Source organism: Leisingera sp. ABM4_101 (genome assembly GCF_056158725.1).
Genome location: NZ_JBSWTV010000002.1, coordinates 2727046 through 2752112 on the forward strand (window position 1 = coordinate 2727046; position 25067 = coordinate 2752112).

27 protein-coding genes are annotated in these 25067 nt (G+C 58.1%); 18 read left to right on the top strand and 9 right to left on the bottom strand.

The features are described 5' to 3' along the window. The first annotated feature begins 237 nt into the window (after positions 1-237). Complete coding sequence (locus ACXAEK_RS14555) at positions 238-3141, top strand: hypothetical protein (RefSeq protein ID WP_475042938.1); 2904 nt, start codon at positions 238-240, stop codon at positions 3139-3141. A gap of 227 nt (positions 3142-3368) precedes the next feature. Here ACXAEK_RS14555 and ACXAEK_RS14560 read toward each other — a convergent pair whose 3' ends face one another. Further along, on the bottom strand, positions 3369-3800 hold the full coding sequence (locus ACXAEK_RS14560; RefSeq protein WP_475042939.1) for a calcium-binding protein: 432 nt from the start codon (positions 3798-3800) through the stop codon (positions 3369-3371). Between the two features lie 21 nt (positions 3801-3821). Next, a protein-coding gene (locus ACXAEK_RS14565; protein ID WP_475038988.1) for an IS3 family transposase occupies positions 3822-4948 on the bottom strand; the annotation gives its coding sequence in 2 pieces (ribosomal slippage) (positions 3822-4684 and positions 4684-4948; 1128 coding nt in all). Between the two features lie 819 nt (positions 4949-5767). On the opposite strand from ACXAEK_RS14565, the gene ACXAEK_RS14570 reads away from it, so the two are divergent. The 11 genes from ACXAEK_RS14570 (at position 5768) to ACXAEK_RS14620 (ending at position 11101) form a co-directional block, all read left to right on the top strand. Continuing rightward, entirely contained in the window at positions 5768-5905 is a 138-nt protein-coding gene (locus ACXAEK_RS14570) for a hypothetical protein (RefSeq protein ID WP_475042941.1), read from the top strand. Between the two features lie 116 nt (positions 5906-6021). Beyond that, positions 6022-6582: a terminase small subunit gene (locus tag ACXAEK_RS14575; protein ID WP_475042943.1), complete on the top strand. Its 561-nt coding sequence runs from the start codon at positions 6022-6024 to the stop codon at positions 6580-6582. Further along, on the top strand, positions 6560-7186 hold the full coding sequence (locus tag ACXAEK_RS14580; RefSeq protein ID WP_475042944.1) for a terminase large subunit domain-containing protein: 627 nt from the start codon (positions 6560-6562) through the stop codon (positions 7184-7186). The genes ACXAEK_RS14575 and ACXAEK_RS14580 overlap by 23 nt, the downstream gene beginning before the upstream one ends. Next, positions 7108-7494, top strand: a complete 387-nt coding sequence (locus tag ACXAEK_RS14585) for a hypothetical protein (protein WP_475045353.1) — start codon at positions 7108-7110, stop codon at positions 7492-7494. The genes ACXAEK_RS14580 and ACXAEK_RS14585 overlap by 79 nt, the downstream gene beginning before the upstream one ends. Then, a complete protein-coding gene (locus ACXAEK_RS14590) occupies positions 7494-8405 on the top strand; it encodes a hypothetical protein (RefSeq protein ID WP_475042946.1) in 912 nt (303 codons plus the stop codon). The genes ACXAEK_RS14585 and ACXAEK_RS14590 overlap by 1 nt, the downstream gene beginning before the upstream one ends. Then, positions 8395-9153 carry a hypothetical protein gene (locus ACXAEK_RS14595; RefSeq protein WP_475042947.1) on the top strand — a complete coding sequence of 253 codons (759 nt, stop codon included), beginning with the start codon at positions 8395-8397 and terminating at the stop codon, positions 9151-9153. The genes ACXAEK_RS14590 and ACXAEK_RS14595 overlap by 11 nt, the downstream gene beginning before the upstream one ends. A gap of 11 nt (positions 9154-9164) precedes the next feature. Then, entirely contained in the window at positions 9165-9539 is a 375-nt protein-coding gene (locus ACXAEK_RS14600) for a hypothetical protein (RefSeq protein ID WP_475042949.1), read from the top strand. After that, on the top strand, positions 9536-9829 hold the full coding sequence (locus ACXAEK_RS14605; RefSeq protein ID WP_475042951.1) for a hypothetical protein: 294 nt from the start codon (positions 9536-9538) through the stop codon (positions 9827-9829). Before ACXAEK_RS14600 ends, ACXAEK_RS14605 begins: the two co-directional genes overlap by 4 nt. Positions 9830-9839: 10 nt before the next feature. After that, on the top strand, positions 9840-10046 hold the full coding sequence (locus ACXAEK_RS14610; protein WP_475042953.1) for a hypothetical protein: 207 nt from the start codon (positions 9840-9842) through the stop codon (positions 10044-10046). 60 nt (positions 10047-10106) lie between these two features. Further along, entirely contained in the window at positions 10107-10823 is a 717-nt protein-coding gene (locus tag ACXAEK_RS14615) for a lysozyme (RefSeq protein ID WP_475042955.1), read from the top strand. Further along, a complete protein-coding gene (locus ACXAEK_RS14620; RefSeq protein WP_475042957.1) occupies positions 10823-11101 on the top strand; it encodes a hypothetical protein in 279 nt (92 codons plus the stop codon). The genes ACXAEK_RS14615 and ACXAEK_RS14620 overlap by 1 nt, the downstream gene beginning before the upstream one ends. 212 nt (positions 11102-11313) lie before the next feature. Here the strand turns inward: ACXAEK_RS14620 and ACXAEK_RS14625 are convergent, their stop codons facing one another. Together ACXAEK_RS14625 and ACXAEK_RS14630 are read right to left on the bottom strand one after the other, a co-directional pair. Beyond that, positions 11314-11892 (bottom strand): double zinc ribbon domain-containing protein, encoded by a 579-nt coding sequence (locus ACXAEK_RS14625; RefSeq protein ID WP_475042959.1) that lies wholly within the window; start codon positions 11890-11892, stop codon positions 11314-11316. 259 nt (positions 11893-12151) lie between these two features. Next, a complete protein-coding gene (locus ACXAEK_RS14630; protein ID WP_475042961.1) occupies positions 12152-12412 on the bottom strand; it encodes a double zinc ribbon domain-containing protein in 261 nt (86 codons plus the stop codon). A gap of 453 nt (positions 12413-12865) precedes the next feature. Here ACXAEK_RS14630 and ACXAEK_RS14635 point away from each other — a divergent pair, with 453 nt between their 5' ends. The 3 genes from ACXAEK_RS14635 (at position 12866) to ACXAEK_RS14645 (ending at position 14489) form a co-directional block, all read left to right on the top strand. Further along, positions 12866-13228 (top strand): helix-turn-helix domain-containing protein, encoded by a 363-nt coding sequence (locus tag ACXAEK_RS14635; RefSeq protein WP_475042963.1) that lies wholly within the window; start codon positions 12866-12868, stop codon positions 13226-13228. Positions 13229-13603: 375 nt separating this feature from the next. Then, a complete protein-coding gene (locus tag ACXAEK_RS14640) occupies positions 13604-14176 on the top strand; it encodes a hypothetical protein (protein ID WP_475042964.1) in 573 nt (190 codons plus the stop codon). A gap of 124 nt (positions 14177-14300) precedes the next feature. Next, positions 14301-14489 (top strand): hypothetical protein, encoded by a 189-nt coding sequence (locus tag ACXAEK_RS14645; RefSeq protein WP_475042965.1) that lies wholly within the window; start codon positions 14301-14303, stop codon positions 14487-14489. A gap of 57 nt (positions 14490-14546) precedes the next feature. On the opposite strand, the gene ACXAEK_RS14650 is transcribed toward ACXAEK_RS14645, so the two are convergent. Next, positions 14547-16364: a calcium-binding protein gene (locus ACXAEK_RS14650; RefSeq protein WP_475042967.1), complete on the bottom strand. Its 1818-nt coding sequence runs from the start codon at positions 16362-16364 to the stop codon at positions 14547-14549. 517 nt (positions 16365-16881) lie between these two features. On the opposite strand from ACXAEK_RS14650, the gene ACXAEK_RS14655 reads away from it, so the two are divergent. From ACXAEK_RS14655 to tig, 3 genes are all read left to right on the top strand, one after another. Further along, positions 16882-18006: a porin gene (locus ACXAEK_RS14655; RefSeq protein ID WP_475042969.1), complete on the top strand. Its 1125-nt coding sequence runs from the start codon at positions 16882-16884 to the stop codon at positions 18004-18006. A 351-nt stretch (positions 18007-18357) separates the two neighbouring features. Further along, positions 18358-19476, top strand: coding sequence for a porin (locus ACXAEK_RS14660; protein WP_475042971.1), 1119 nt, complete (start codon positions 18358-18360; stop codon positions 19474-19476). A gap of 196 nt (positions 19477-19672) precedes the next feature. Continuing rightward, positions 19673-21004, top strand: a complete 1332-nt coding sequence (gene tig / locus ACXAEK_RS14665) for a trigger factor (protein ID WP_475042973.1) — start codon at positions 19673-19675, stop codon at positions 21002-21004. A gap of 63 nt (positions 21005-21067) precedes the next feature. Here the strand turns inward: tig and ACXAEK_RS14670 are convergent, their stop codons facing one another. The 4 genes from ACXAEK_RS14670 to ACXAEK_RS14685 form a co-directional block, all read right to left on the bottom strand. After that, complete coding sequence (locus tag ACXAEK_RS14670) at positions 21068-21751, bottom strand: HTTM domain-containing protein (RefSeq protein ID WP_475042974.1); 684 nt, start codon at positions 21749-21751, stop codon at positions 21068-21070. Next, positions 21748-22194: a hypothetical protein gene (locus ACXAEK_RS14675; protein ID WP_475042976.1), complete on the bottom strand. Its 447-nt coding sequence runs from the start codon at positions 22192-22194 to the stop codon at positions 21748-21750. Before ACXAEK_RS14675 ends, ACXAEK_RS14670 begins: the two co-directional genes overlap by 4 nt. 169 nt (positions 22195-22363) lie before the next feature. Next, positions 22364-22834: a transglycosylase SLT domain-containing protein gene (locus ACXAEK_RS14680; RefSeq protein ID WP_475042978.1), complete on the bottom strand. Its 471-nt coding sequence runs from the start codon at positions 22832-22834 to the stop codon at positions 22364-22366. A gap of 199 nt (positions 22835-23033) precedes the next feature. Beyond that, positions 23034-24992: a cobalamin-dependent protein gene (locus ACXAEK_RS14685; protein ID WP_475042980.1), complete on the bottom strand. Its 1959-nt coding sequence runs from the start codon at positions 24990-24992 to the stop codon at positions 23034-23036. Between the last annotated feature and the right edge of the window lie 75 nt (positions 24993-25067).

Genomic DNA, 25067 nt, shown 5'->3' on the forward strand with positions numbered 1-25067 from the left:
CATGAAACTTCCTCGCGTAAGCCTTCAGTCAAGTTGTGGCGCAGTTGTGCGGGCGAGTACCAAAAAGGATAATTTTTCCGGGTAAGCAGGTGTTGGGGGGGATCAGAACACAAATTCGGAACGCAGTTCATTTTCCTACCTATGAAAATTTATCGTTGTTCTTGTCCTTTGGACTTAGCATGCTGCTTGTAACCCGAATTTTTATAATGATGATTTCTAACAGTGGGAGTTACTCGAGTGCGCTTAACGTTTCTGGGGGGCAGTAGCCGTTTTTTTGATGTTCTGCGTTCAGGCGGTTTGCAGCCCTGGGCACCCGGCACACCAATTCAGTTTTCTGATAGTCAAGGGCGGCGAGTCGAGCTGATTACGCAACAGGTCGCGTATGACGCTCAATCGCAACCAGTCGACGGGCGGATAAGTATCCTAGAGTTTTTTTCGTCCGATGGCTCGTTAGAGGCCAGAATAGAAGACGTCGACTGGAGCTTGTCTACTCTCATAGCCGCCAGCACCGCACCCTCGGTAGATTGGCCCGAGATGATGCGAGATCTACTCGCAACTTCGAAGAGTGTTGAAGTCGTTTCTCGCAGCCAGACAGATTTTGATTTTCAAGCAAGCTTTGGAGCGATTGTAGAGTCACTTCCTCGTTCTGTCAGCTTTTCCGGCGGAGGAGGCAATGATCGGGCTGTGGGAAGCGCCATAGGCGACGTCATGAAAGGGCGAGCCGGGAATGACGTGCTGAAGGGCCACAACGGGTTTGACAAATTGAATGGTGGCAATGGCGAAGATACTCTTAGGGGAGGATCTGGGAAAGACACGCTTGTTGGAGGAGGTGGCCACGATTTCCTTTCGGGTGACGAAGGTCGTGATCTTGTGAAAGGCGGCACCGGAAATGATCGCATCTTTGGAAAAGCAGGCAGCGACCGGTTGTTTGGCGACTCCGGAAAGGATCAAATTTGGGGAGGAAACGGCCGGGATCGGATCGTTGGCGGGCGCGGTGAGGATACCCTATTTGGCGGCAGGCAAAGCGACTTCTTGAGCGGAGGCCGCAGCGATGACAGCGTGAGCGGTATGAGTGGCAACGACTTGCTGATCGGGGGCCTTGGCTCTGATACTTTGGATGGTGGGACAGGGCGAGACACGATCGTAGGTGGAGTTGGAGGTGACAGTATTTGGGGGTGGGCTGGCAATGATTTTCTGTATGGGGATTCTGGTGACGACACTCTGCGCGGTGGGCTCGGCAATGATCTTTTAAGAGGTGGGTGGGGGGGCGACTCGCTAATAGGTGGTGATGGCGACGACACGATCTCCGGATATAGTGGCAACGATTACTATGAAGGTGGATTAGGAGCAGACCACTTCGTTTTGCATCACGTCGGTTCAGAGTACCGTGCGTCAAATGAATATTGGGGGTTTAACCATTTGCAGGGAGTCTTTGGTGCCGATGGTCATGATACGATTAGCCATTTTGATGAAGACGACACATTGACGATCGGCAGCAGTTCTTACTCGGCGGAATCTCTGCGCGAGATGATCCGTGATAACCGCACGCATGATGGTTCGGAAATATGGATAGAGACAGGCCAGGGAAACCTTGGAACTGACACGATCATTCACTACAATATTCAACGTGTTGTTGTGCTTAATGGATCAACAGCGACAGGTCAGCATCAATACCTTTCAAGTGTAACTCTAAGCAGCTTTGGAACGGATACGCCAGGCAGTGGTGGGGGGGGGCACGAAGACAGAGTTGTTGGGGTCGCCGGGAATTTTCAGGGCTTTAAACTGACGGGGGTTTTGCCTAATGTAGGCCTGAACTCAGGTGGTATTTTGCACGGTGATTTCAATAATGATGGATACTCCGATCTCATTCTACACGATATCCGAGAGGTAAATAAAGTTCATGTAGTTTATGGGGCATCGTCCTTGCCGGACACAATCGCAGTTGGAGAAGGGGGAGAAAGCTTTACTGTTGCTCTCGAAGCAAGCGATCCATTAGCAATATTCAATTTCACTTCTGCTGTGGACGACCTGAACGGGGATGATCGTTCTGATCTAGTATTGGGCGTGTCCTCACTGCTGGGGGTGGGTGCCGTATTCACGTATACCGGAAATATGGATATCAGTCTAAATGAATTCACTGAGCAAGGGGCAAGCTTCTTAGAAAGCTCAAGCATGTCACTGGGCCTGCTTGGAAACACTGGCGCGTCTCTTGGAGATATCAACGGCGATGGCCGCGGTGATTTTTTTGTCACTGATATTCTTCGCGCGGCAAGTGACACGGAGTTTGATCACCCTTTCGGTTATATAGTTACAGACCCTTCTGTTGGCGAGATCAGGGAGATTGAGGCAGGCAATGGAGGTTTTGTGGTTGATGCCGGCCTCGAGCTTTTTCCAGGGTTAAACGCCGCTGGGCTTGGCGACGTAAATGGCGATGGGCTTGACGATATGGTTGTTGCTTTATCCGACGCTGCGGCACGCACCGAAAGAGCATTTGTCATCCATGGCAAGGAAGGCGGGAGTGCAGTAAAACTGGGTAAAGGTTTCTCTGAAGGCGGCTTTGAAATTGTTTCTCATCACGCCTATGAGAGTGACTTGGAACTTGCGCTTGGCAGCGGCATGCAGCTATCGGGCGGAGGAGACTTCAACGGCGACGGACTGAACGATATCTTTTGGGGCCTACCCTATGCCGGGTCTCCGCAAGCTCATAATGTCGGTCGGGTTTATGTCGTGTTCGGAAGTGCAGAGGTAGAAAGCGTTTCACTCGGAAACTTGGACGATCGTGGGGTGGAAATTGTAGGGATTGATGCTGAGACTAGAATTGGCAGCTCTATATCTTTCCTGGGAGACGTCAATGGGGATGGTTTAGACGACTTTGCCGTAACCGGTGCTGACACAGAAGTGGGTAGAGCACTTGGCGTGTTCGTAATTCTTGGTACGAAGTCGAAGGAAAAAATTTATTTGTCAGACATTGCTAACGGCGACGGTGGTTTTCTCATCATTCCTGAAGATGAAACAACTGAGCCCCTAGTAAACTCAACCGCTGCCGCTGCAGGAGATATGAACAACGATGGATTCGACGATATTCGAGTCATGCTGTCGGATGCCCAGGATTATGTCATTTACGGTAGCGATCTGTTCTAGAGGGCGCATTCCTGATTTTTTTTTGACCACTCCCGTTTCGAGTAATTCGCCAAGAAGATCTGACCAGAAGTTTGTGCGGTGGCAGCTTCTAGAAAAAAACTGCACAAGCTGCGCTCCATTCGTGCAGAAAGGAGCATGCAAGACAGAAAATCTGTGTGCTCTGCGCGCATGTTCCTTAGTTAGAAAGCGCCTTCGGTTGCCGGGCGGAAAAGTTACGACTGAGCTGACTAGAAGACAAAGTGGTCCTCTGTAAGTCCAAGCGGATCCACTCCTTTCAGCAGAACAGAAACGTCTTTGAAAGAGATCATCGCACCATTCTTTTCGCTCTCTATCTCAAGCTTTTCAAATCTGTTCGCTCCTGCTCCTATCGAAATAAGGTCTGCGCTAAGGTCAAAGTCTTCGATTTCGTTGCCGCCAAAGCCTTGGCGGAAGAAGAACTCGTCCGATCCGTGACCGCCGAAGAGTGTGTCAATGCCTTTGCCTGCGACAAGTGTGTCAGAGCCACCGCCACCGAAGAGCAAGTCATTGCCTTTGCCTCCAACTAGACTGTCCGCACCGCGTCCGCCACTAAGTGTGTCAGAACCCTTGCGACCATAGATGAAATCCAAGTCTTGCCCGCCTCGGATGTCGTCGGCCCCTCTGCCTCTGATCAGCCCCACCTGAGTGGTCCGGTTTGATTGTTAGTGCATGACCGGCCTCGGGTCCATCGGGACGAGTGTTTCCGGAGCCGGTGGGCGATAGCGCAAGGCGCTGTGTGGTCTTTTTGTGTTGTAGTGCTTCCTCCATTGTTCGATCAGGATCTGAGCCTCGCGCAGGCTGTAGAAGATTTCTCCGTTGAGCAGTTCATCGCGGAACCGGGCGTTGAAGCTTTCACAGTATCCGTTCTCCCAGGGGGATCCCGGCTCAATGTAGGCGGTCTTGGAGCCGACCGCAGCAATCCAGTCCCGGACAGCCTGTGCCACGAACTCAGGACCGTTGTCGGACCGGATGTAGGCCGGGACGCCCCGCAGGATGAACAGGTCACTCAAGGCATCGATTACGTCACCTGAGTTCAGCTTCCGCTTCACCCGGATAGCCAGGCACTCCCGGCTATGTTCGTCGAGGATGTTCAGCGTGCGGAAGGCCTTCCCATCATCGGTCCGGCAATGCACGAAGTCGTAGCTCCAGACGTGGTTGCGATATTCGGGCCGCAACCGGACACAGGAGCCGTCGTTCAGCCAGAGCCGTCCTTTCTTCGGTTGTTTCGCAGGCACTTTCAGCCCCTCACGCCGCCACAGGCGTTCGACACGCTTGTCGTTCACTTGCCAGCCTGCATCCCTCAGCAGGGCCGCGATCCGCCGGTAACCGTAGCGGCCGTATTGGCGCGCCAGCTCAATCATGTCCGCGATCAGGCGCGCCTCGTCGACCCGGCCTCGTGGCAATTTTCTCTGCGTGGAACGGTGCTGCCCCAGGACACGGCAGGCCTTCCGTTCCGACACGCTGAACCGACTGCGCACATGATCTATGCAGGCCCGGCGGCGAGCGGGGCTCAGAAGTTTCCCTTTGCGGCCTCCGACAGGATGAGCTTGTCCAGGGTCAGATCCGAAACGGCGCGACGCAGCCGCTCGTTCTCTTTCTGCAGCCGTTTGAGCTCTCTGAGTTGGTCGGTTCCCATCCCGCCGTATTGCTTGCGCCAGCGGTAGTAGGTCTGCTCGGTGATGCGCACTTCGCGGATCGCATCCACGCGCTGCAATCCCTGACCGACAAGCACCTCAACCTGCCGCAGCTTCGTGACAATCTCTTCCGGCTTGTGTCGCTTCGTTCCCATTCTGATCCTCCGTTTTCCTAAACATAACGGCGGACCACTTCATTGGGGGAGGATCAGTAAGCTGTGATTAGATCACTTTCGGAGTTGATGTCCTCTCGTGAAGATCGCATCAACGCGGATTCAAGAACGAAATCAAATGTTTCGGATGGTCCGTAAGTCAGAGAAGAGCCTAGGTCGAGGCTCGGTGATAGCCGTAAATAGGGTATGGCAATCTCATCGCCGTTGACGAGTAGTCTGTTGCCAGCCAGCCCAAAGTTGTCCTCCAGTTCTCCCAGCGCAGCGGAACCTGAAAGTGAGCTGTCAACGACCAAGCTTTCAGTTCGCACACTATATTCGATACGCACCCATTTAGACATTTCTCCCCCATTCCCATGACATCATGGGTAACCTAAATCTTATGACTAATCACTCCCCGGCGCGCTCTTAGATTAAAAGATGCCTGCAGGTTGCGACATCACCCAAACGGGTAGTGAGTGGAGGTGCAAAAGTCTTAATTGGCGGGGATGGGAAGTTAACGGTCTGGATTCGTTTTGATTTATTGACTTCAATCGCTAGGCTTGGCGCTATTATTTTTTAATGGCTGTGGTTTCGGATAGTTGTTCTCTTGATGCGACCACAAGATGTGGTATGTTGCAGTAGAGAACCGAATTGCGCGTGTATCGCATGGCTCCGGGCCGGCCGCGTGGCGTACCTGACGGGATAATCAGGAACAGGCGGAGCTAAAGGGCTTCGTCGCTGACGCTTCCATTGCATCCAGAGCTTGAACACCTGCGTTGTCCGGGCACGGGCCGTTGCGCTTTCCCATACCGAGGTGACACAATGCCTGACATGATCCAGAGCTATCTGGCCGATATCGCTCGCCGCGGCGGCAATCAGCCGGCGGGCTGGCGGGATGACCCAAGCCCCATGCAAATCGCCAAGCTGAGCGATGCTGCAGGTAAAGCAGCGCAGAAATAGCACAAAGGCAACATCGCTCACCGGTGGGATACCGGGATCGGGGCGGATCAGTTGCCGAAATCTGACAATACCGGGCGGGATGCCCAACAATCTCCACAACAGACGGGAAGTCGATCATGGCGCTCACTGCAAAGCAGGAGCGTTTCGTTGCGGAATACCTCATCGACCTGAACGGAAAGCAGGCAGCAATCCGGGCGGGATACAGCGAGAAAACGGCAGAGCAGCAGGCGTCGCGCCTGTTAAGTAATGTTAAGGTTCAAGCTGCGATCCAAGAGGCCCAGGCGAAGCGTTCAGAGAAGACAGGAATTACCCAAGAGCGGGTTCTGCAGGAGCTGGCGCGGATCGGTTTTGCTGACATCCGCAAGGCCGTTGCCTGGGGTAGCGCACCTGATGGCGCGGTAGATGAAGAGGGCAATCCGGTTCTGTATCCGGTTGAGCTGTTGCCCAGCAGCGAGGTGGACAACGACACCGCCGCGGCCATTTCGGAGGTTTCTCTGACTGCCCAGGGGGTGAAGCTGAAGATGCACGACAAGCTCAGCGCGCTGGACAAGATCGCCCGGCACCTTGGCATGCTGAACGGATCCGGGGCAGGGGAAGACGAGGCTCCCGCGCTGAACATCAACATCAATACGGCCGCTCCGGTTGGTGACGTGCGTGTCACACGATCTGACAGTTAGCGCGCCGCAGGGGATCTTTCTCTCCGGGCTGAATACCAAGTTCCGCGCCTATGTCGGTGGCTTTGGATCCGGCAAGACCTATGTCGGCTGCCTGGATCTTGGCCTCTTCGCAGGCAAGCACCCGAAGACAGTGCAAGGGTACTTCGCTCCGACTTACCGGGACATTCGGGATACCTTCTGGCCGACCATGGACGAGGCGGCTTTCACGCTAGGGTTCACAACCAGGATCAGGACCAGCGACAAGGAGGTCGAGCTTTACCGCGGCAGGTCCTACTACGGCACCACCATTTGCCGGTCGATGGATGACCCTGCCCAACGCACAGAGGCTGTCGAAGCGATGGTCAAGGCGGCTGCCAAGGGCCGTGCGCTCATGGGCGGCACGGATGCCATGCGTTCGAAAGGCGAGGCCTATCCGTCAACGATGCGGGGCGCATTGTCTCCTCCTTCGACTACTACAGCGGCGGCGATGTTGCTGGCTTCAAGAAAGCCCTGCGCACCGAGTTTGGCACGGATGCCATCGGCTCGGTGTTTCGCTCGACCAACACGAGCGTCGGGAAGGCGGAGGCGCGTGTTGCAGCACTGCGCAAACAGGTTCGGGATCTAGGTGGCCTGCCGAAATTTGCCAGGGGTACAAACTACGCGCCGGGAGGAAGTGCTCTGGTCGGCGAAGAAGGGCCGGAGATTGTGGATCTGCCGCGAGGCTCCACGGTCCATCCCTATTCTCAGAGCCGTGCCATGCTCGACAATGGGGATGTTGTCCGGGAGCTGCGGGAGCTGAGGCGGGAGCTGGCCGAGCTGAAAAGTGACAAGCGCCGAGCCGATTTCCACAAGCTCCGCGAAGCCCAAGAGATCAAACGGCTTGCCCAGAAGCAGGACGTGGTTGGGGTCAAAATTCAGGAGGAGCAGGCGTAATGCTGAGAGCGATCGTTCCGGTCACCGTGACCGAGGCGCTGCTGGTCAGTTCCAATGTGCCGGAAGACGACGGCCCGGAGTGGGATGCCGGCACAACCTACGGCTTGAAAGAGCGCGTGATAATCAGCGCAGATCACAAAGTCTATAAATCTGCGGTTGCCAGCAATACGGGGGCGGACCCCCGGGAAAGCCCCGCTAACTGGCTGGAGGTCGGGAAAACCAACGGCTACCGGGCCTTTGACCGCCGCCTGTCCGCCCCGACTACGAAGGCAGGGCAGATTACCTTCGTGGTAGAGCCCACGTCCCTTGTCCGGGCGGTGGGGCTGGTTGGGGCAAAAGCCGCTTCCGCGACCGTCAAAGTGAAAAACCAGAATGGCGACACGCTGGTTGAGCGCACGCAAATGCTCGCAGACTACAGCGAGATGATCGACGCACTGGCGATGGTTCTGACCCCGCCGGAGACCCGCGAATTCGCCATCTTTGAAGACATCATCTGCCAGCCGGGAAACCAGGTCGAAATCGTCATCGGCGACGGAACCGGCCAGGCTGAAGTGTCCGAGGTGGTGCTGGGGGATGTGCTCCAGATCGGAACCGCGCTGTACGACACGGAAGTCGGCACCGAAGACTTCAGCGTCTTCGATGAGGATCAGTTTGGCAATGTGGATATCACCGAGCGCGGCTACAGGGATTTTACCGATTTCCCGGTTGCGGTGCTCACCTCCGACGTCGGCCGCATCAAGAAACGGCTGAACTCCATCCGGGCAAAGTTCGCCCTCTACTACTTCACCACGGGCCAGAGCGACTACGGCACAACCGTCTATGGGCGCTACGAAAGGCTGTCCACCATCCTCTCCGGCCCAACCAGCTCAGACATGAACCTCAAAATCCTGGGAGCAACCTATGGGGCTTAATTTTCCAGCCAACCCGCCACAGCCGGACCTCAACCAGCCGGACAGCTTCAATCAGCGCGTGCTGGATATGTTCACCTGGTGCGCGGTCACGATGCCTGGTTTCCTTGAAGGGCTGTCCGCTGAGGACTTCTTCCAGGTGATGGCGAGCCTGACAGATGCGACCGCTGGAAAGTTAATGCCGGTTGGGGCCTTCGGGCTTGGTGCCAAAAGCACCTCACCGCCGCCCGGGAATGACATTTCTGATGGTATTCCAAGCGGTTTCTATACAACCGATGTCAATACCGCCGGAACCGGGTCTGAGACTCCCGCGAACGGCGCGCTTCTGCATGTGCAGCGGGGCGGGGGCACAGGAAACCCCGGAGCGTTTCAGCTTTGGCAGCGTGGCGATGGCCCGCTGCTTTACCGGCGGTTCGCTAACGGGGTGCCCACTGACTGGATCAGCTTCGAGCCGGAGCGGGACAGTAACGCCAACGGCGAATATGTGAAATTCCCGGACGGGACGCTGATTTGCACCAAAGTCACTTCAACTACCAGCGACACGGTGGATAGCTCTTGGACCTTCCCGGCGCCTTTCTCAACAACTGCCGGGCTTGCGGTAACGGCTGCGCCGCGCTCCAGCGCTAATGCGTGCTTTTGCTCTGTTCGTCCGCCCTCCGTTTCAAGCGTCAGCTTCAACCTTTGGAACACCAGCGCCGCAAGGTTGGACGGATTGGGCGTGTCATTGATGGCAATTGGCCGCTGGAAATAACGGAGGCTCCCATGTTCGAAATCAATTGGTCCCCGGTACGCCGGGATGATGTGCTGACTGTTTCCAGGCAAGACGATGCCTTGACCATAAACGGCGAGGACTTTGACTTCGGTCCTTTGCCCGATGGCGCAACGCTGCCGCTCTCTGCGGTGCCGTGCGAATGGCTGGTCTCGGATGTGGAGCGCAACGGCGATGTGATCAGCCTGACTTTGATCCTGCCGCACGGCGCCAATGCCCCGCAGGAGACCAAGTTCCCGCAGCCGCTGACTGTCAGCGCCGATGGGCCGGTGCCGGTGCCGCTGCACAGTTACAGTGTTCCTCAGCTGCCGCTCATCAAACTGAACGCTGAGGATGAACAAGCCCCGCAGGAGGAGCAGGCAGAATGAGCAACATCGACTTTTCGCAGGTGATCACGGCAGAGGCAAAGGCGGCAGCGGCGGCAACGGGGCTGGCCCGGGAGCGCAAGGCCGAGTGCCGGCAGCGCATCCTGGCTGTGGCAGATGAAACCGCGCAGATGAACCTTGCGGCTGCGGCGGCAGCGGGGGCTCTGGATGAAACTCAGCTGCAAATTTTCCGCTCTGGCGTGGCCTGGATCCACGCCATGCGCGCGGCGAAGGTTGACGGCAACTGGCCTGACGTTCCGCCGGGCGTGGTCGAACTCGCCGCAGCCTTCTGAGGGGGCGGTGATGAACGGCATCCCCGACTGGCTCACCCCGATCATGAACTGGATCGTGCTGCCCCTGCTAGGTTGGCTTTGGCACCTTCACGGCAGGCAGGGCAAGATGACCACGGACATTGCGGTCCTGCAGACCAAGGCGGCAGCGAATGCAGAGCAGTATTCGCACATCATGAACAAGCTGGACGGCATCGAGCAGGCCCTCCGCAAAGACTAATCATCCCCGAATTCTAACCTATCTGGCCCGCCTGCGGGCTCTTTTGTCGTGGAGATTGACATGAAGCTTATCCCGAACTGGAAAGAGGTGCTGACCGGCTCCTGGTCTGTGCTGCTTATTATTGCTGGCCTTGTTTCGCTGGGCGGCTTTTTCTTTGCCCTGGTGACCGCTGAACAGCTCGGCTGGAACCCGGTCTGGTTTGCGGCCGCTGCTGCCGCTTTTCAGGTGCTTGCGGTTCCTGCGCGCCTGGTGCTGCAGGCGGGGCTTGGCCGCCTCCGGGCGGATACCAGCGGCGCTGTCTCGCGGCGCGGTGTCGGGATGATTGCCGGATCGTCAATCGCCCTGGCCTCGGCCGTCACCTTTATCGGTGGCTGGGAGGGGCTGCGGACGGAGGCCTATCGCGATATCGTGGGCGTCTGGACAGTTTGCTATGGCGAGACCAAGGGCGTGCAGCCAGGCGACAGCTACACCAAGGCTGAATGCAATGCGATGCTTGCGGCGGAGGTTACCAGCTACGAGGCGCAGCTTGACCGCTGTTTGAAGGCTGCAGTGCCAGTGGGCATGAAAATCGCTCTGGTGTCCTGGACCTACAATGTGGGGCCGGGTGCGGCCTGCCGCTCCACGCTGGTGCGCAAAGCTAATGCGGGGGATCTGGCGGGCGCCTGCCGCGAGTTGCCGCGCTGGAACCGGGCCGGAGGGCGGGTAATCCGCGGGCTGACGAACCGGCGGACGTCAGAGCGCGCCATGTGTCTCAAATCGCTTGAGGATACGGCCTGATGGCCCGTCTGTGGCCTCTGCTGGCTGCGGCGCTCTTTGCGGCGTTCTGCGGCTGGCAGGGCTACCAGCGTGGCGCGGGCGACTGTGCGGCCGCGCATCGGGCGGAGCGCCTGGCCCGGATCAAGGCCGGCCGGATGCTGGAACAGGCCCGCCGCCGGATCGCGCGTGAACGCGACCAACTATCCCGAAAGCTGGAGGAGCAAGCCTATGCGGAGCCTGTTGCTGTGGAGCGTTGCCTTGGCCCTGACCGGGTGCGGCGGCTTAACGCCATCCGATGATGCGGCGGACCAATGCGCCGCCCCGGTGCATGTGCCGGCGGGGTGGCTGAGCGATCAGCAGATCGAAATTCTATGGGGCAGGGACCGCCGCGCGCTGCTGGATTGCGGCGGCAAGGTTGAGACCCTGTCAGGTAGAAAGCCCAGGTGAGAGCCGGGGCTTTTGTCGTTTATGTGACCGGCCACAGTTGAATTACATTGGTAGGTTTCCAAGCTTACCAAGGCCAAATACAGCGTTCGTAATCCTCTTTTTCTAAGCAACATGTCCAGCAACGGATACCCCGCGGCGTTGGAATGCAGCACCGCCCCCAGCGTTTGCAAGGTCGCCAACATCCCCACGCATTCAGCGACCCACTTCCGCCAAATTCGGGCATCCCTACTCCGAAGCCCGGGCTTAGACCCGCCATCATGGCCTGTGTGCCAAGAGGTTGCTCGTCCGCGAATTTGTGGATCACCCCCAGCTGAGGCCCCATGCTATGCCCGACATCAGCCCCTATATTCATCATGGGTCCATATTGTTCATCCGCAGTCACCCCACTGATGCAGTCACAGCCACAACCGGTGGTTTGAGGTGGCGATTGCTGTGTTGGATTGGCTGCTCCACGCAAATCAGATTTGCAATGTTTGCACTTCACCGCCTTTGGTTGAATTTTTTCCCTGCAGTAAGGGCAATTCCCCTCATGCCCGGGGCCTTCCGCTTTGAGCGAAGAACCGCAGTGTTTGCATTTTATTGCGCCTTCCAGAATATCCTCTTTACAATACGGGCAGATCGTTTCTTCCATTTCACCCTCCATAATCCTCGGATTTACTAACGGTCGTGTCGGAAAAGGAAATTGTTGGTGCGGAAATAGGCATATATTCAAGCTGAAGGAAAATTTGTTCTAAAGCCTAGCGAAGGGCGACCACATCGTCCTTCGGTCCCTCCAGCCAACATTTCCAGCAATAGTCGCACAGCGTTTCATTCCCAGTTAGGCCACAAGCGAGGCACGCAAATTCGCATGCGCCTGAGTAGCCTCCAGGTTTTGCAAACTGTCCAGTACCTCTAGCTATGAGCTAAATCTCTTGCTTCGATGGAGGATGCCCACTGTGACACTCTTGATGTGAGAAGCGTGTCGCAGATCCACGCAGGTCACTCACATCCGATTTGCAATGCTTGCATTTGATTGCCTCGGGATGGATTGCTTCTTTGCACCACGGACAGGTGCCACCATGTGGTGGCCGCTCGGGCGCCAGCTGAGAATGACAATGCTTGCATAGTACCGCGTCAGCCATGACTTCTTCTTTGCAAAACGGACATTGTGCGGTATCGGCCATAGGAAACCTCTTAGAGGAGCGTGTGGCTGGCAAATCAACTCTAGCAGAAACGCCTATAGGATTCACTGGCACTTAAGGCTTACACCTTTGGAGGAAATGTTCCTCATATTTCCGGGGTTTGATTAGCTATTGGGAATGATTCAACAAGGGGGCGGAGCAACCCGCAGAACCGGAAACAAGACACTGGTAAAACGCGGGTTGCTCACCCCCTGCATGAGGAAACCAACAGGGTTCCCTATGGTAGGCCGAAAGGGCGTCATCCTTGCTGGTTGTATTCATGACTAGGAATTCACGGAAATTTGACTAAGCTTCGCTCAAGCAAATCCAGAGCATAAGCGTGGTGCAGTGGGGCAGCACCAACGATTGAGAGGCTGCGAGTTAACGGTCTCATAGATTAATAAGAATTTTTTTGTATCGTAGATGCGCCTTAAGTTGATTGCATAGGAGGGCATCATGCCTCATCCCGTTGACGTCCATGTCGGCAAGAGAATTCGCCACCGGCGCTGGCTGATTGGAAAAACCCAGCAAGATCTAGCGTCTGTAGTCGGCGTGAGATTTCAGCAGATCCAGAAGTACGAAACTGGGGCAAATCGTGTCAGTGCTTCTCGACTGTGGGAAATTGCGGTAGCTCTTGACGTGGACGTCACACACTTCTTCGAGGGTTTGGAGAAGACAAGAAGTTCCTCGGCCGGTAGCCACCTTACGTCGGAAGTTCTGGAAGCCAAGGAGGCCGCTGATCTCGTCAGGGCTTTTTATAGCATTCCGGAGAAGCAGCGTGTTCAGCTTTCAGGGCTCGCAAAGGTTCTCGCTACCTAAGAGCGAGGCCCGGCAAGCGATTATGGGGCTGCCGGGCCTGCACGGCTTAGAAGGAAGGAACGAGAGCGTCATTACTCTCCCGCCCTTTATGCGTGCGATTTCCTGCTGAAGTGTTGACGCATCGTCAAAGGTCCGCAAAAGGAGGAAATCAACAGGGTGATGCAGGCCAATTCTCGCCTACTCGCGTGTGGAGGTAGTGAGGATTGGCAAATCATGATAGGTTGAGGCTCTCGATCTTACTCGCTCAGTGAGGGAGTGGGGAATTGTTTGCGCGTACGAGTGGAGGGTGTTGTGTCCAAAGGTAGAGCAAAAGAAGATTGTGGCTGTTCGGGAACCAAAGTGACGACTGCGGGTGATGGCAGTGTGAGAAGTTTCATGAGCACTTCGATGAAACGTGCAGAAGAAGTACGCGAGGTTATCTCCAAGAAATCGGTCGAAGTCCTGGAGAGAATGCCGCCGGCGGCTGTAATCGAAAGGCACTGGAACAACTCAGCCAGAACTTTGCTGGCAAACTTCCGTGCTCAGTTGGAAGCAGGCACATTAGCCCAAAAAGAACACTGGGATCTTGATCGAAGCCGTCAGTTTGTGATGTTTTTTGACGCAACTTTGGGCGCCTTGGATGTCGGCTGGGATATTGGTTTTCATGATGCGACGGGCGTCATGTACCAAAAAAAGGGCAAGGGTCAAAGTGTGGATGATAGGTGCGGGACCGCCCCGAACTATCCTGAAGGGGCATCGTGTTCCCTTAAGTGCTCGATGGAGCGCGATTGGTTGCTTTGCAGGGTTGGATGCGGGGTAACAGAAGATTGCAGTTGGCCGTGTTTCGCATGTGTTGAAGCCAACATCACGCATGCCGCATGCGTTGCTGACTGCATCCTTAGTGTGCCAATACCTCCCGATGACAAGCTCAACCCAGTGGTAGTCCCAACGATCGTAGCTAGGCAGTGACCAGTGCGGCCCGCAATGCTGATTTTTGAAGTCCTAGTTTTCGCGGGCCGTATCTATGCCGCGAATAGACCGTTCGAAAAAAATAAGTTCGAGCGCGTCAACTTTTCGAAAATGGAGAACTCCTATGTCATTGGAAGAGAAAAGGCCGGTTGCTGAAAATGATTCTCAGGAAGAAGAACGCAATGTTGGCGGCTTCACACCATGCCCGATCTGTCTTGGAGCGCGTGAAATACCAGTGATAGGCAGCGATAAAACGCAGGCCTGCACTGAGTGTTTCGGTGTCGGTGAAATTCTAAAGGTTCAGTCCAACTAAGGAGAGCTTGCCGGAGCGGGAAACACTCTAAGAAAAATGTGAAACGCTGGTCCTATTTCAGGTGAACAGGAAGTCGGAGTCGGTGAGCTCGTGCTGAAAGATTTTTCCGTCACGAGCCTTGAGGTCAATCACATCATTGCCATAGCGGATAACAAGACCTTCGCCGGATTCCCGGATTTTCAGATCCGCGTAGATCAGAGGGCCTTCGGCTCGCAGATCAATAATGTCCAGTCCATCTTCGTAATCCGTAATCACATCACGTTGACCATCGTCTTCGAAAATAAAAATATCTGCACCGTCGCCGCCTGTTAGGCGGTCGCCTTTTCCGCTGCCGTCGGAAATCCGGTCATTGCCATCCCCTCCTTTCAGGATGTCAATACCTGCCCCTCCGAACAAGCGGTCGTTTCCATTGTTCCCAAAGACGCGGTCCCGGCCGTTTCCGCCCACGATGTAGTCGTGGCCGTCGACGCCCTTGAGCAAGTCATTTCCAGCTTCACCAAACATAAAATCGTCGCCGGAGCCGCCCAAAAGCGTATCTCGCCCCTCACCTCCGAAAAGGTCATCGTGACCTTCCTGGCCCAAAAGGCGGTCGTTGCCATTTCCACCTTCTATCAAGTCATCGCCGAGTGCTCCGAACACTCTGTCGTTGCCGTTTCTTGATAAGATTTGGTCATCCTCGTCAGTTCCGGTGATTTTGTTTGCGTTTTTTCCTCCGGTAATTGGCGTGTCCGTTGGAACAAAGCGATATGAGGTCAGTGGCGCAGAGCTAAGTGTTGAAGCCGTGAAATAGGTACTAGACCCGAATTGCACGACTTCGATGTCAGCTACCCGGCCGAGGTGGGGGTGCTGCATTTCGAACTCGTCGACCTCAATCAACGTGCCACCGTCCGACACTTTGAAAATGGCAATTGATCGGCCATAGCCGCCGGAGAGGATGTAAGTCTGGCCATTGTGGTCGAAGGTTTCCAACCCTTCCGGCGAACCCCATTGGTCACCTGAGCCAGGAAAGATCTTATCGACAAGTTGTAGCTCGCCTGAGCTTTTCATTTTGAAGGCTAGTATCGCCCCCCTAGTCACTTCTGAAGCAAACACAAAAGTCTGCCCATTGATGTTTGCTGATACGATGCCTTTGGTCTGCTGATTGAAGATCGCTGGTTCATCCGGGGAGAGGTCGTAGACTGGCTTTAGGATGCCTTTCTTGTTGAGCTTCAGAACTTGCATAGGGGCTGTGTCGTAGCCACCGAACGAGACGACAAACGTTTTGTTTCCGATTTGCGCCTCCGTAAACCCGTCGGAGAGCCGTTCTGAGGCTTGCGATACTTTCAGTTGCCCTAGCGTGCCATCATCGCGGATTCTGTAACTGTGGAATTCGCTGGATCTGCCGCTGGAAAAGATTAGGAAGTCGCGTCCGTCTTTGCTTGCAACGATAGGATCGGTTCCGCCGTTAATTCCGAATTCACCAATTGCTTCTGAATCAGTGAATTTTTGAACAAGCGTTGGCTTGCCAGGGTCGTCAAAATTCAGAACTGATACGGAATACGCTCTTCCGAGTGTATCATGCGTTGCCAGTCCTATCGAATAGGCGAAATTTGCGCCCCCGATTTTGTGGATGGCGATTCCTTGGCCAAAAAGAGATTGTGCATCCAGCTGGGAAAAGGATGTGCCGTAAGCGTCAATAAAATCCAGCTGCCCGTTCTTGGCCAGAGTTGCAATGCCCAGTCCTCCGGGGGAGTCGCCGCCCATTAGCAAATAGGTCTTGCCATCATCTTTCATGGAAGAAATGCGTCTCGGGAACCAGGGTATCAACTGATCGCCTGCTCCGGAAACGAGCAAGTCCTCTATAGCGGTCAATTTCTGGATATCAACGATTGCCATGAATACACCCCGTACCGATTACATAAGTTGAAAAACTGGCAAACACGCCACCACAAGGGGTATGTTGCAATCGTTCCGGCCCGTAATCAAGGGCCTTGAGTGACACTCTTGGAGTTCGTTTTTTTGCAAGGGAACACGTTGTGCAGTGACCCTTTGCAGGCACTGACATGGCCCTGAGGAAGTCCCTTCGCATTGATCCGCTTTCCGTTCTCTGCTCGCTCCTGTTAGTTTCCCGTATTCACGACCTGTTCTGCATATGTCTCGCAGAATTTTTCGGCTAAGATATTGGCCGCAAAGGATCTGCGTGAAATTTAGGTTCTGGCGCCGCAAGGCGTGGGGGTTCAAGTCCCTTCACCCGCACCACTTCCCAAAGATTTCTGCCAGGCGCAGGTCCGGTTCAGCACTGGGTCCAGAGGCATTGTTTTCCCCTTTCAGGCGGAAAATATGCTATGCTTGCCGCCGCAGCCTGCGGACAGGGCTGCCGTGTTTGTTCACCAGTCATCAGTTGCAAAGGAGGATGGTCATAAATCGTCTTCTTTCCCTCTCGTCAGCGGCTGCGGCCGGGCTGTGCGCCATTGGCCAGCCTGCCGAGGCCGACCTGAAATACAACAACAGCTCCGGCGGTTATGTGGAGATCTATGGACAGTTCAATCCGGCCATCATCTCGGTTGACGACGGGCAGCAGACCGAAACCAACCTGCTGGACAATGACCTGTCCCGCTCCCGTGTCGGCCTGCGGCTGATCCAGCCCTTTGGCAGCAATACCTTCGGCTTCCGCTTTGAAACCGGGCTGGGCTTTCCGAACTCGACCGAAGTGAACCAGTTCGGCTCCAACTACAGCGGCTGGACCCGGGCGGATCTGCGGCATGTGGATTTCTGGCTGGAGGGCAGCTGGGGCAAATTCTCTGCCGGGCAGGGCAGCATGGTGGCTGACGGGGCGGCGGAAACCGATCTGTCCTATGTCGGCACCGCGCTCTACTCTTATACCGCTGATGCCAATGCGGGCTTTCTGATCCGCGACACCGGCGGCGTACTCAGCGGGCCAGCGCTGGTGAATGCCTATGATAACCTCGACGGCTCCCGGCGCGGGCGCATCCGCTATGATACCCCGGATTTCAACGGGTTCTCGGCAGGCGTGGCCTGGGGGCAGAACGTGCTCTCCTCTGGGGATGACGCCGACTATTATGATGCAGGCTTGTTCTATGGCCAGGAAATCGGCTCCGCTGCCTTTAACGCCTCGCTGGCCTACCAGGTCCGTGACGATGCAGGGGCCGAACGGTCCGACGTGCTGGGGGCGGCGTCAGTTCTGCTGGACAATGGCCTTAGCCTGACGGTTGCTGCGGGCACACGGGATAATGATGCCGCAGGCGCAACCGATCCAAGCTATTACTACGCCAAGATCGGTTATGAGGATGAGTGGCTGCCCTGGGGCAAAACCGGGTTTGGCCTGCATTACTATGACGGCGAGGATTTCAACGTCACCGGGTCCAGCTCCAAGGGCTGGGGCATCGGCGCGGTGCAGAAGGTAGAGCGCCTCAATACCGACATCTATCTCACTTATCAGGAATACGATTACGAGGATGGCGCGGCAACCTATCAGGATCTGACCACCTGGGTGCTGGGTGCGCGCTGGCGGTTCTGAGGGACGGACCGGGCTGGCGGGTGCTTTGGCCGGCTGCTCCTTCTGAACCGCGCGGCGGATGTGCGCAAAAACGCGGAAATCTGCGCGCCAGCGCAGGGTTGCAGCAGCTGCATGGCCCCTCTGCCGCCCGCGCCTTGTGGAATGTGAACTTCATCACCTAACGCTCTGTAATTGCGCGGTTTGCTGCTTGTCTGCTTTCTGGTTGCGCGGAAATCCGCCTATTCGGCCCCCCTGTGAGTCTCTCTGTTTTTCAACCCTGAAGGCGCAAAAAGCAGCGTGATACCTCCCGGTTCAGGCAGCGGTCTCAGGGATGGAGAGGCGTGCTGCCTGTGGAACAGGAGACTCACAATAATGAGCATCACAGTCGCGTCCCGCGCGGGTCTGGCGTCGCTTGCGGCCCTGCTGGCCGCCCCCGCCGTTGCCGGCCCGAGCTACACCAATGATACCGGCGGCAGCTTCCGCTGGTACGGGCAGTTCAACCCTGCCTTCCAGTCGTTTGACGACGGGCAGGAGGATTTCAACCGCCTGGTCGACAACGAAGCTTCGAATTCCCGGATCGGGTTCGAACTGGAACAGGCCTATGGCGAAAACACCTTGCGGTTCCGCTTTGAAACCGCGTTCGGGCTGCGCGCCTCGGATGGCGTCAGCCAGCTGACCACCGGCGACAACCTCAGCTGGGACCGCACCAACATCCGCCATGTCGATTTCCAGTTCGACACCGCAAGCTTTGGCCGTTTCTCAGCCGGTCAGGGCTCAATGGCGACCGATGGCATCACCGGTGCGGATTTCTCAGGAACCGGCCTTGGCGCCTCGAACTCCGTGGCCAACTCCGCGGGCGGCTATGCGTTCCGTACCGGTGCCGGCGCGCTCAGCGGCATTGATATCGGCGATGCCTTCACCGATCTGGATGGCAGCCGCCTGGGCCGTATCCGTTACAATTCGCCGGAACTGGCGGGCTTTACCCTGTCGACGTCTTACGGCACCGATATCCTGCGCGACGCAAACGACCGCGAAAGCTATGACGTGGCCGTCCGCTGGGCCGCTGACGATGCCGCGGGCTTTGCCATCGACACCGGCATCGGCGCGTCCTGGACCGAAGAGACCGGCGAGGCAGACCGCCGCGACATCTCCGGCTCCTTCGCGGTGCTGCACAAGGCGACGGGCGTGTCGCTGAACCTGGCCGCGGGCGAACGCGACATCGCAGGCACCTATGCCTATGCCAAGCTGGGCTACAAGGCGGATCTGATCGCAGCAGGCTCCACCTCGGTGTCGGTTGATTACTACGACGGCTCCGACATGGTTGCCGCAGGCGACAGCGCACAATCCTGGGGCTTGGCCGCGGTTCAGAAAATCGACGCCTATAATGTCGAGACCTATCTGGCCTACCGCGACTATTCCTACGACGACACCAGCGCCACTACCTACCAGGACGCAAATGTGATCCTGGCTGGTGCCCGCTGGAAGTTCTGAGCCGCAACTCCCTTGGTCTTCAGATCGGAAACACGCCCCTTTGCGGGCGTGTTTTTTCGTTTGCGGCCCGGGAAATCCGCGCGATTGCGCGACAATCGGGCAATGCCCCTTGCGCCGGGGCGCCGGGGGAAATAGAAGACCGCAAATTGTCTGGGGGCACCTCGCGAAGGCGCCCCGAATCTCTATGGGGAATAGGATGCAGGTCACCGAGACGCTGAACGAAGGTCTGAAACGCGGCTACGCCATCACCGTCACCGCGGCGGAGCTGGACGAGAAGGTCAACGAAAAGCTGGTCGAAGCACAGCCGGAAATCGAAATGAAAGGTTTCCGCAAGGGCAAGGTGCCGATGGCGCTGCTGAAAAAGCAGTTCGGCCAGCGCCTGATGGGCGAAGCCATGCAGGAAGCCGTCGACGGCGCCATGAACAAGCATTTCGAGGACAGCGGCGACCGCCCGGCGCTGCAGCCCGACGTCAAGATGACCAACGAAGACTGGAAAGAAGGCGACGACGTCAACGTCGAGATGTCCTATGAGGCACTGCCGGAAATCCCTGAGGTCGACTTCTCCGGCGTCGAGCTGGAAAAGCTGGTTGTGAAGGCTGAAGAAGAAGCCGTCACCGAGGCGCTGAACAACCTGGCCGAAACCGCCAAGGAATTCGAAGCCCGCGAAGAGGGCGCTGCTGCCGAAGACGGCGACCAGGTCGTGATCGACTTCGTGGGCCGCATCGACGGCGAAGCCTTTGACGGCGGCGCAGGCGACGACTACCCGCTGACCCTGGGCTCCAACTCCTTCATCCCTGGTTTTGAGGAACAGCTGGTCGGCACCAAGGCAGGTGAAGAAAAAGACGTGACCGTGTCCTTCCCCGAGGAATACGGCGCAGAGCACCTGGCAGGCAAAGAGGCCGTGTTCTCCTGCACCGTCAAGGAAGTCAAAGCCCCGAAAGCGGCTGAGATCGACGACGAGCTGGCCAAGAAATTCGGCGCCGAAGATCTGGACGGCCTGAAGGCCCAGATCACCGAGCGCCTGGAAGCCGAATATGCCGGTGCCGCCCGCGCGGTGATGAAGCGCGCGCTGCTGGACAAGCTAGACACCCTGGTCTCCTTCGACCTGCCGCCGTCGCTGGTTGAGGCAGAAGCCAAGCAGATCGCGCATCAGCTGTGGCACGAGGAAAACCCGGACGTGCAGGGCCACGACCACGGTGAGATCGAAGCCACCGACGAGCACAACAAACTGGCTGAGCGCCGTGTCCGCCTGGGCCTGCTGCTGGCCGAGCTGGGCCAGAAAGCCGAGGTCGAAGTGACCGACGCCGAAATGACCCAGGCCATCATGGCGCAAGCCCGCCAGTACCCGGGCCAGGAACGCCAGTTCTTCGAGTTCATCCAGCAGAACGCCCAGATGCAGCAGCAGCTGCGCGCGCCGATCTTCGAGGACAAGGTTGTCGACCACATCGTCGAGCAGGCCAAAGTCACTGAGAAAGAGATCTCCAAGGACGATCTGCAGAAAGCCGTTGAGGAGCTGGAAGAGGAATAATCGCCTCCGCTCAGCATGTTACGGAAAGGCCGCCCAGTGGGCGGCCTTTTTGCTTGCGGGCGTTTACAGAATAACCCGCTCTTGCAGCCACAGAAGCGACGGGTAGGCCGCCAGCCAGATCCAGAAAAACCGGTTCAGCCCGAACAGGCAGGCATTGGCAAGATGAAACAGCGCCGCGGTGAACAGCGCCACCACCAGCGCCTCCCGGCTGAACAGGGCCAGCGGAAACGCCACCTCAAACAGCATCACCGCCCAGCCCATCATCCACAGCAGCCTGGGGCGGTCTGCAAGGCTGCGGAGACCCTCGCTAACGGGGTAGGCTGAAAAGCGGAACACATCCTGTAACGCCCGGCCGGAGCGCCATTCCGGGTTCACGATCTTGACCTGGCCCGAGATGAAGTAGCAGATCACCAGCTGACCGGCGAGATAGGCAAAAGCGTATTCCTGCCATTGCTCCGACGGCAGCCATTGCGCCGCGGTCAGGCAGCACAGGATCAGCAGGCTCATCTTGTCGCTGCCGCCATTATACGGCCCCTGAAACCGCTGTAGGATCAGCAGCCCAAGCCCAGTCAGCCCCAGCAGTACCCAGGGCGTGGCAATCCCAAACAGAAGAAGCCCGGCCAGGACCAGCCGCGGCCCGTAAATAAGCTGCTCATCGCGGAAGCCGGCCAGATGCTCGGCGCTTTGCTGCAGGAACGCCAGTGCCAGCAGAACCTCGGTTGCGCGCAGGGCGATTTCCAGGGTCACGGCGCCGCCAGCCCGGCCATCAGATGCGGCTCTGACTTATAGGTGACGGCCTGGACCAGCTGGCCGTTTTCTTCCCGGTCCAGAAAGACAAGGCGGAACTGCACATAGGGCAGGCGGGCGCCGGGCGGCAGGCTGCGCTGCAGCTCGGCAGTGATCCGGCGCAGGATCTCCTGCTCACTGTGCTCTGTTGGCTCCAGCGTCAGCCGCTCCGCGCAGGAGACCAGGAACAGGCTTTCATTCCAGCGCGGGTTCCACAGCATCCGGCGCGCGACCGCCAGCCCGGACAGGTGCTGCGGCCGGGGCCGGAATTCCCGCCAGCTCTGCGGTGCGCTGGCGGCGCTGGCCAGCATCGCCCATTCCACCCGGGGCGAGGGATCAACCGATTTGAAGAACTGCCAGGACGGCATCAGCGCAGGCAGAAGAAGTTTGAACAGGCTCAGCATGGGGCCAGTAAAGGCCGGCAGCGGTTAGAATTTCCCTAAAATCCGCGGCATGGAGCACCGGGGCGCTCCCGCCCGGCCTTGGCGCATCCTGCGGATACCGCCGCGTCCCGTTGGGCCCGGCAGCGCCCCTGCGGGGCGCTGCCGCCGCCTGCGGCGGCACTCCCAGGGGTTACGGGCGCAGGCCGGTTTCCTTGAGCATCCCGCGCCGCTTGGCCTCGTGGTAATAACCGCGGGAGTAATGCTTGACCGCCATATCCTGGCTGCCGTCGGAAATCAGCCACGCCCCGCGCAGGTATTTCACCGCAAACTGAAGATTGGTATCGGCATCCAGCAAGTCCTTCGGTTCGCCCTCAAACCCCATCGAGCGCGCCGTGGCCGGCAGGATCTGCAGCAGCCCGTAATAGGGCCGGTTCACTGCCCAGGGGCGGTGGGTGCTTTCACGCACCGCAAGCCGGTGCACCAGGCTGCGCGGCACCTCGTAATGATCCGCCCAGTAGTTGATCTGCTGGCGCAGTTCGGGTGTTTCATTGGGATAGAGCGGCGGGCTGATCCGAGGGGCTTCTGGCGGCGAAGCGGTGCTGCTGCAGGCCGCCAGAACAGCGGCAGCAAAGAACATAATCCAAGTGGTCCGGCGCGTCATGCAGCCTCCGAAATCAGTTTCCTGCGGACAGCTTAGCCGCCTGGCCCGGCACCGCAACGCTGCCGTTCCTCAAATGCTGCGCAACCGGCAGGGAACCGCCAAACCCGGGCGGGAAACCCGCCGGACCCCGGGCCGCGACGGCATGGGGACGGGTGCATCAAACTTTAATCATTAGACATTTGTTAAATATGGTTTCCCACTACATATTGGGGGTGCGCATTGAGGCAGAAACAACCCTCAGGGCAGTTTGCCCCTCACGCCTGTGGGGCAGCTGACCAACTCGGGCAGAGGGGGCCGCGGCTGTTTCCCAATTTTCCGCGGTCCCTATAATCCATGCCTGCTGCCCGGCTTTGCGCCGCCCGCGGCAGGCCCCGGCCCAGGCCGGCGAACGGTTCAGCAGCTGCTGCAAGCAGTCCGCAGCTGCATCCAGATCGGCACAGGGAAAGACCCCCAGCGCAGCCAGCTCGCGGCTGACATCGACCGGCAGGCTAGTGTTGCTGGCCTCGGGGATTTCATTCAGGCGGCCGCCGATCAGCACCGGAATATCCGCGCCCTGGTCCTGCAGCGCCTGCAGCAGCTGCCGGGCATAGCGCAGCGCCACACCGTTATAGGTGCTCAGCGCAATGGCATCGGCGCCGCTGGCAATGGCCGCAGCAGCGACCTGCGGCGGGTCGCTGGAGATGCCGCCATCGGCCAGCGTAAAGCCGGCCCCGGCAAAGACGCTGTCCAGCAGCATCTTGCCATGCTCATGGACGTCGGAGGCCGCGGTCAGGATGCATAGGTCCGGCCGGGCCAGCGCCGTCAGCATCTGCCCGCCGCTGCTGGCAAGAAAGGCCGCGGCCTCCGCTTCGATTTCCGTGAACGTTGTGGCGGGCACAACCGGCTGGCGCCGCTGGGGCATATCCGCGCGCGCCCGGCCGGCGCCAAAGCGCTGCTCCAGCGCGCGGCCGCCGATGCGGCGCAGCGCCAGCAGCATCTGAAATGGATCGGTGATGTCGACCCCGGCCGCCTCCAGCCCGCGCAGAACCCGGTTGCAAAATCCGGCCCCTTCGGCCAGCAAGGCGGCGCGCAGCCTGTCTGCCGCCTCCAGGTTCAGCAGCGGCAGATATCCTTCTGCCAATTCCTCCAGCCGGTTCAGGTGGCATTGCGCGTCGATGATTTCCTTGGCGTCGGGGATCCGCTCATTCTCGCTCACCGGGACCGGGTTCACAGCATGGCCGCTGGGCAGCAGCTTTTGCGCCGCAATATCTGCCAGCAGATAAGACGACAGCCCGGCGTAGTTTTCCGCGCGGCTGCCCTTGTACAGCACCGTGGCGCCATAGACCTGGGAGCCGGGAACCCCCTCGCAGACCGCCGCCAGCGCTCGCTGGAACGCAATCCGGGACAGCGGGTCGGTGAAATGATGGCCGTAACACACCGCATAGGGCGCGCCGATCAGATCCGCCACGATGTATTTCTCCAGCATCGCCTGGCCCAGGGCGCTGGTCAGATCTTCATAGACCGCGGCATAACCGTCATCCAGGTTGGAATGCACCAGCACCTCGGCAGGCTGTGCCGCGATTAGCCCCAGGGCCTGCACGGTGGCGGCGGTGGCGGCCGCGTCATCGGTGCAGCCCGGCAGGCGGAAGGTGAAATACTGCCCCAGGTTGCCGATTGCCGTGGCCCCGGCCGCCAGGGCGCTGCGGGTGTTTTCCAGCGCTGCCGGAAAGCCCAGCATGAAGTCGCCGAAATGCATCGCGGCCGGCGCCGCCTGGGTGAGCCGGGCAAAATCCTCGCAGTCTTGCAGCAGAATGCCTGTGCCACGCGTCTGCGCGCTGCGCTGCGCCCGCGGATAGCCCATGGACCAGTCCAGGCACATGCCGAACCGGTCGATCCGGGCACCGCGTGCCGCACAGGCCTCATAAACTTCGGCGGTGGCCGCAACCGTTTGCTCCAGATCCCGGAAGCCAAGATGCGCGTGCCGCATCACCCGGCCCCGGGCCATCATCCGCCGTTTATACTCCGCTTCGCTGCTGCAGCCCTGAGCCGTGTGAAACGCGCTGCGGCCCAATTGCCAGACCGCCGCCATCGACCGGCCTTCCTGCAGCAGGCTGTGCCCGTCCGGCAGGCTATCATCCGGGAAAATATCCTGGCGGGTGAGGGGCGCAAGATGCTGCATCGGCGGGCCTGTCCTGATTGTCCGGCAGCGCGACCTTACCCGTGCAAACCGGGCAGCGGTAGCCTGAACCGGGGC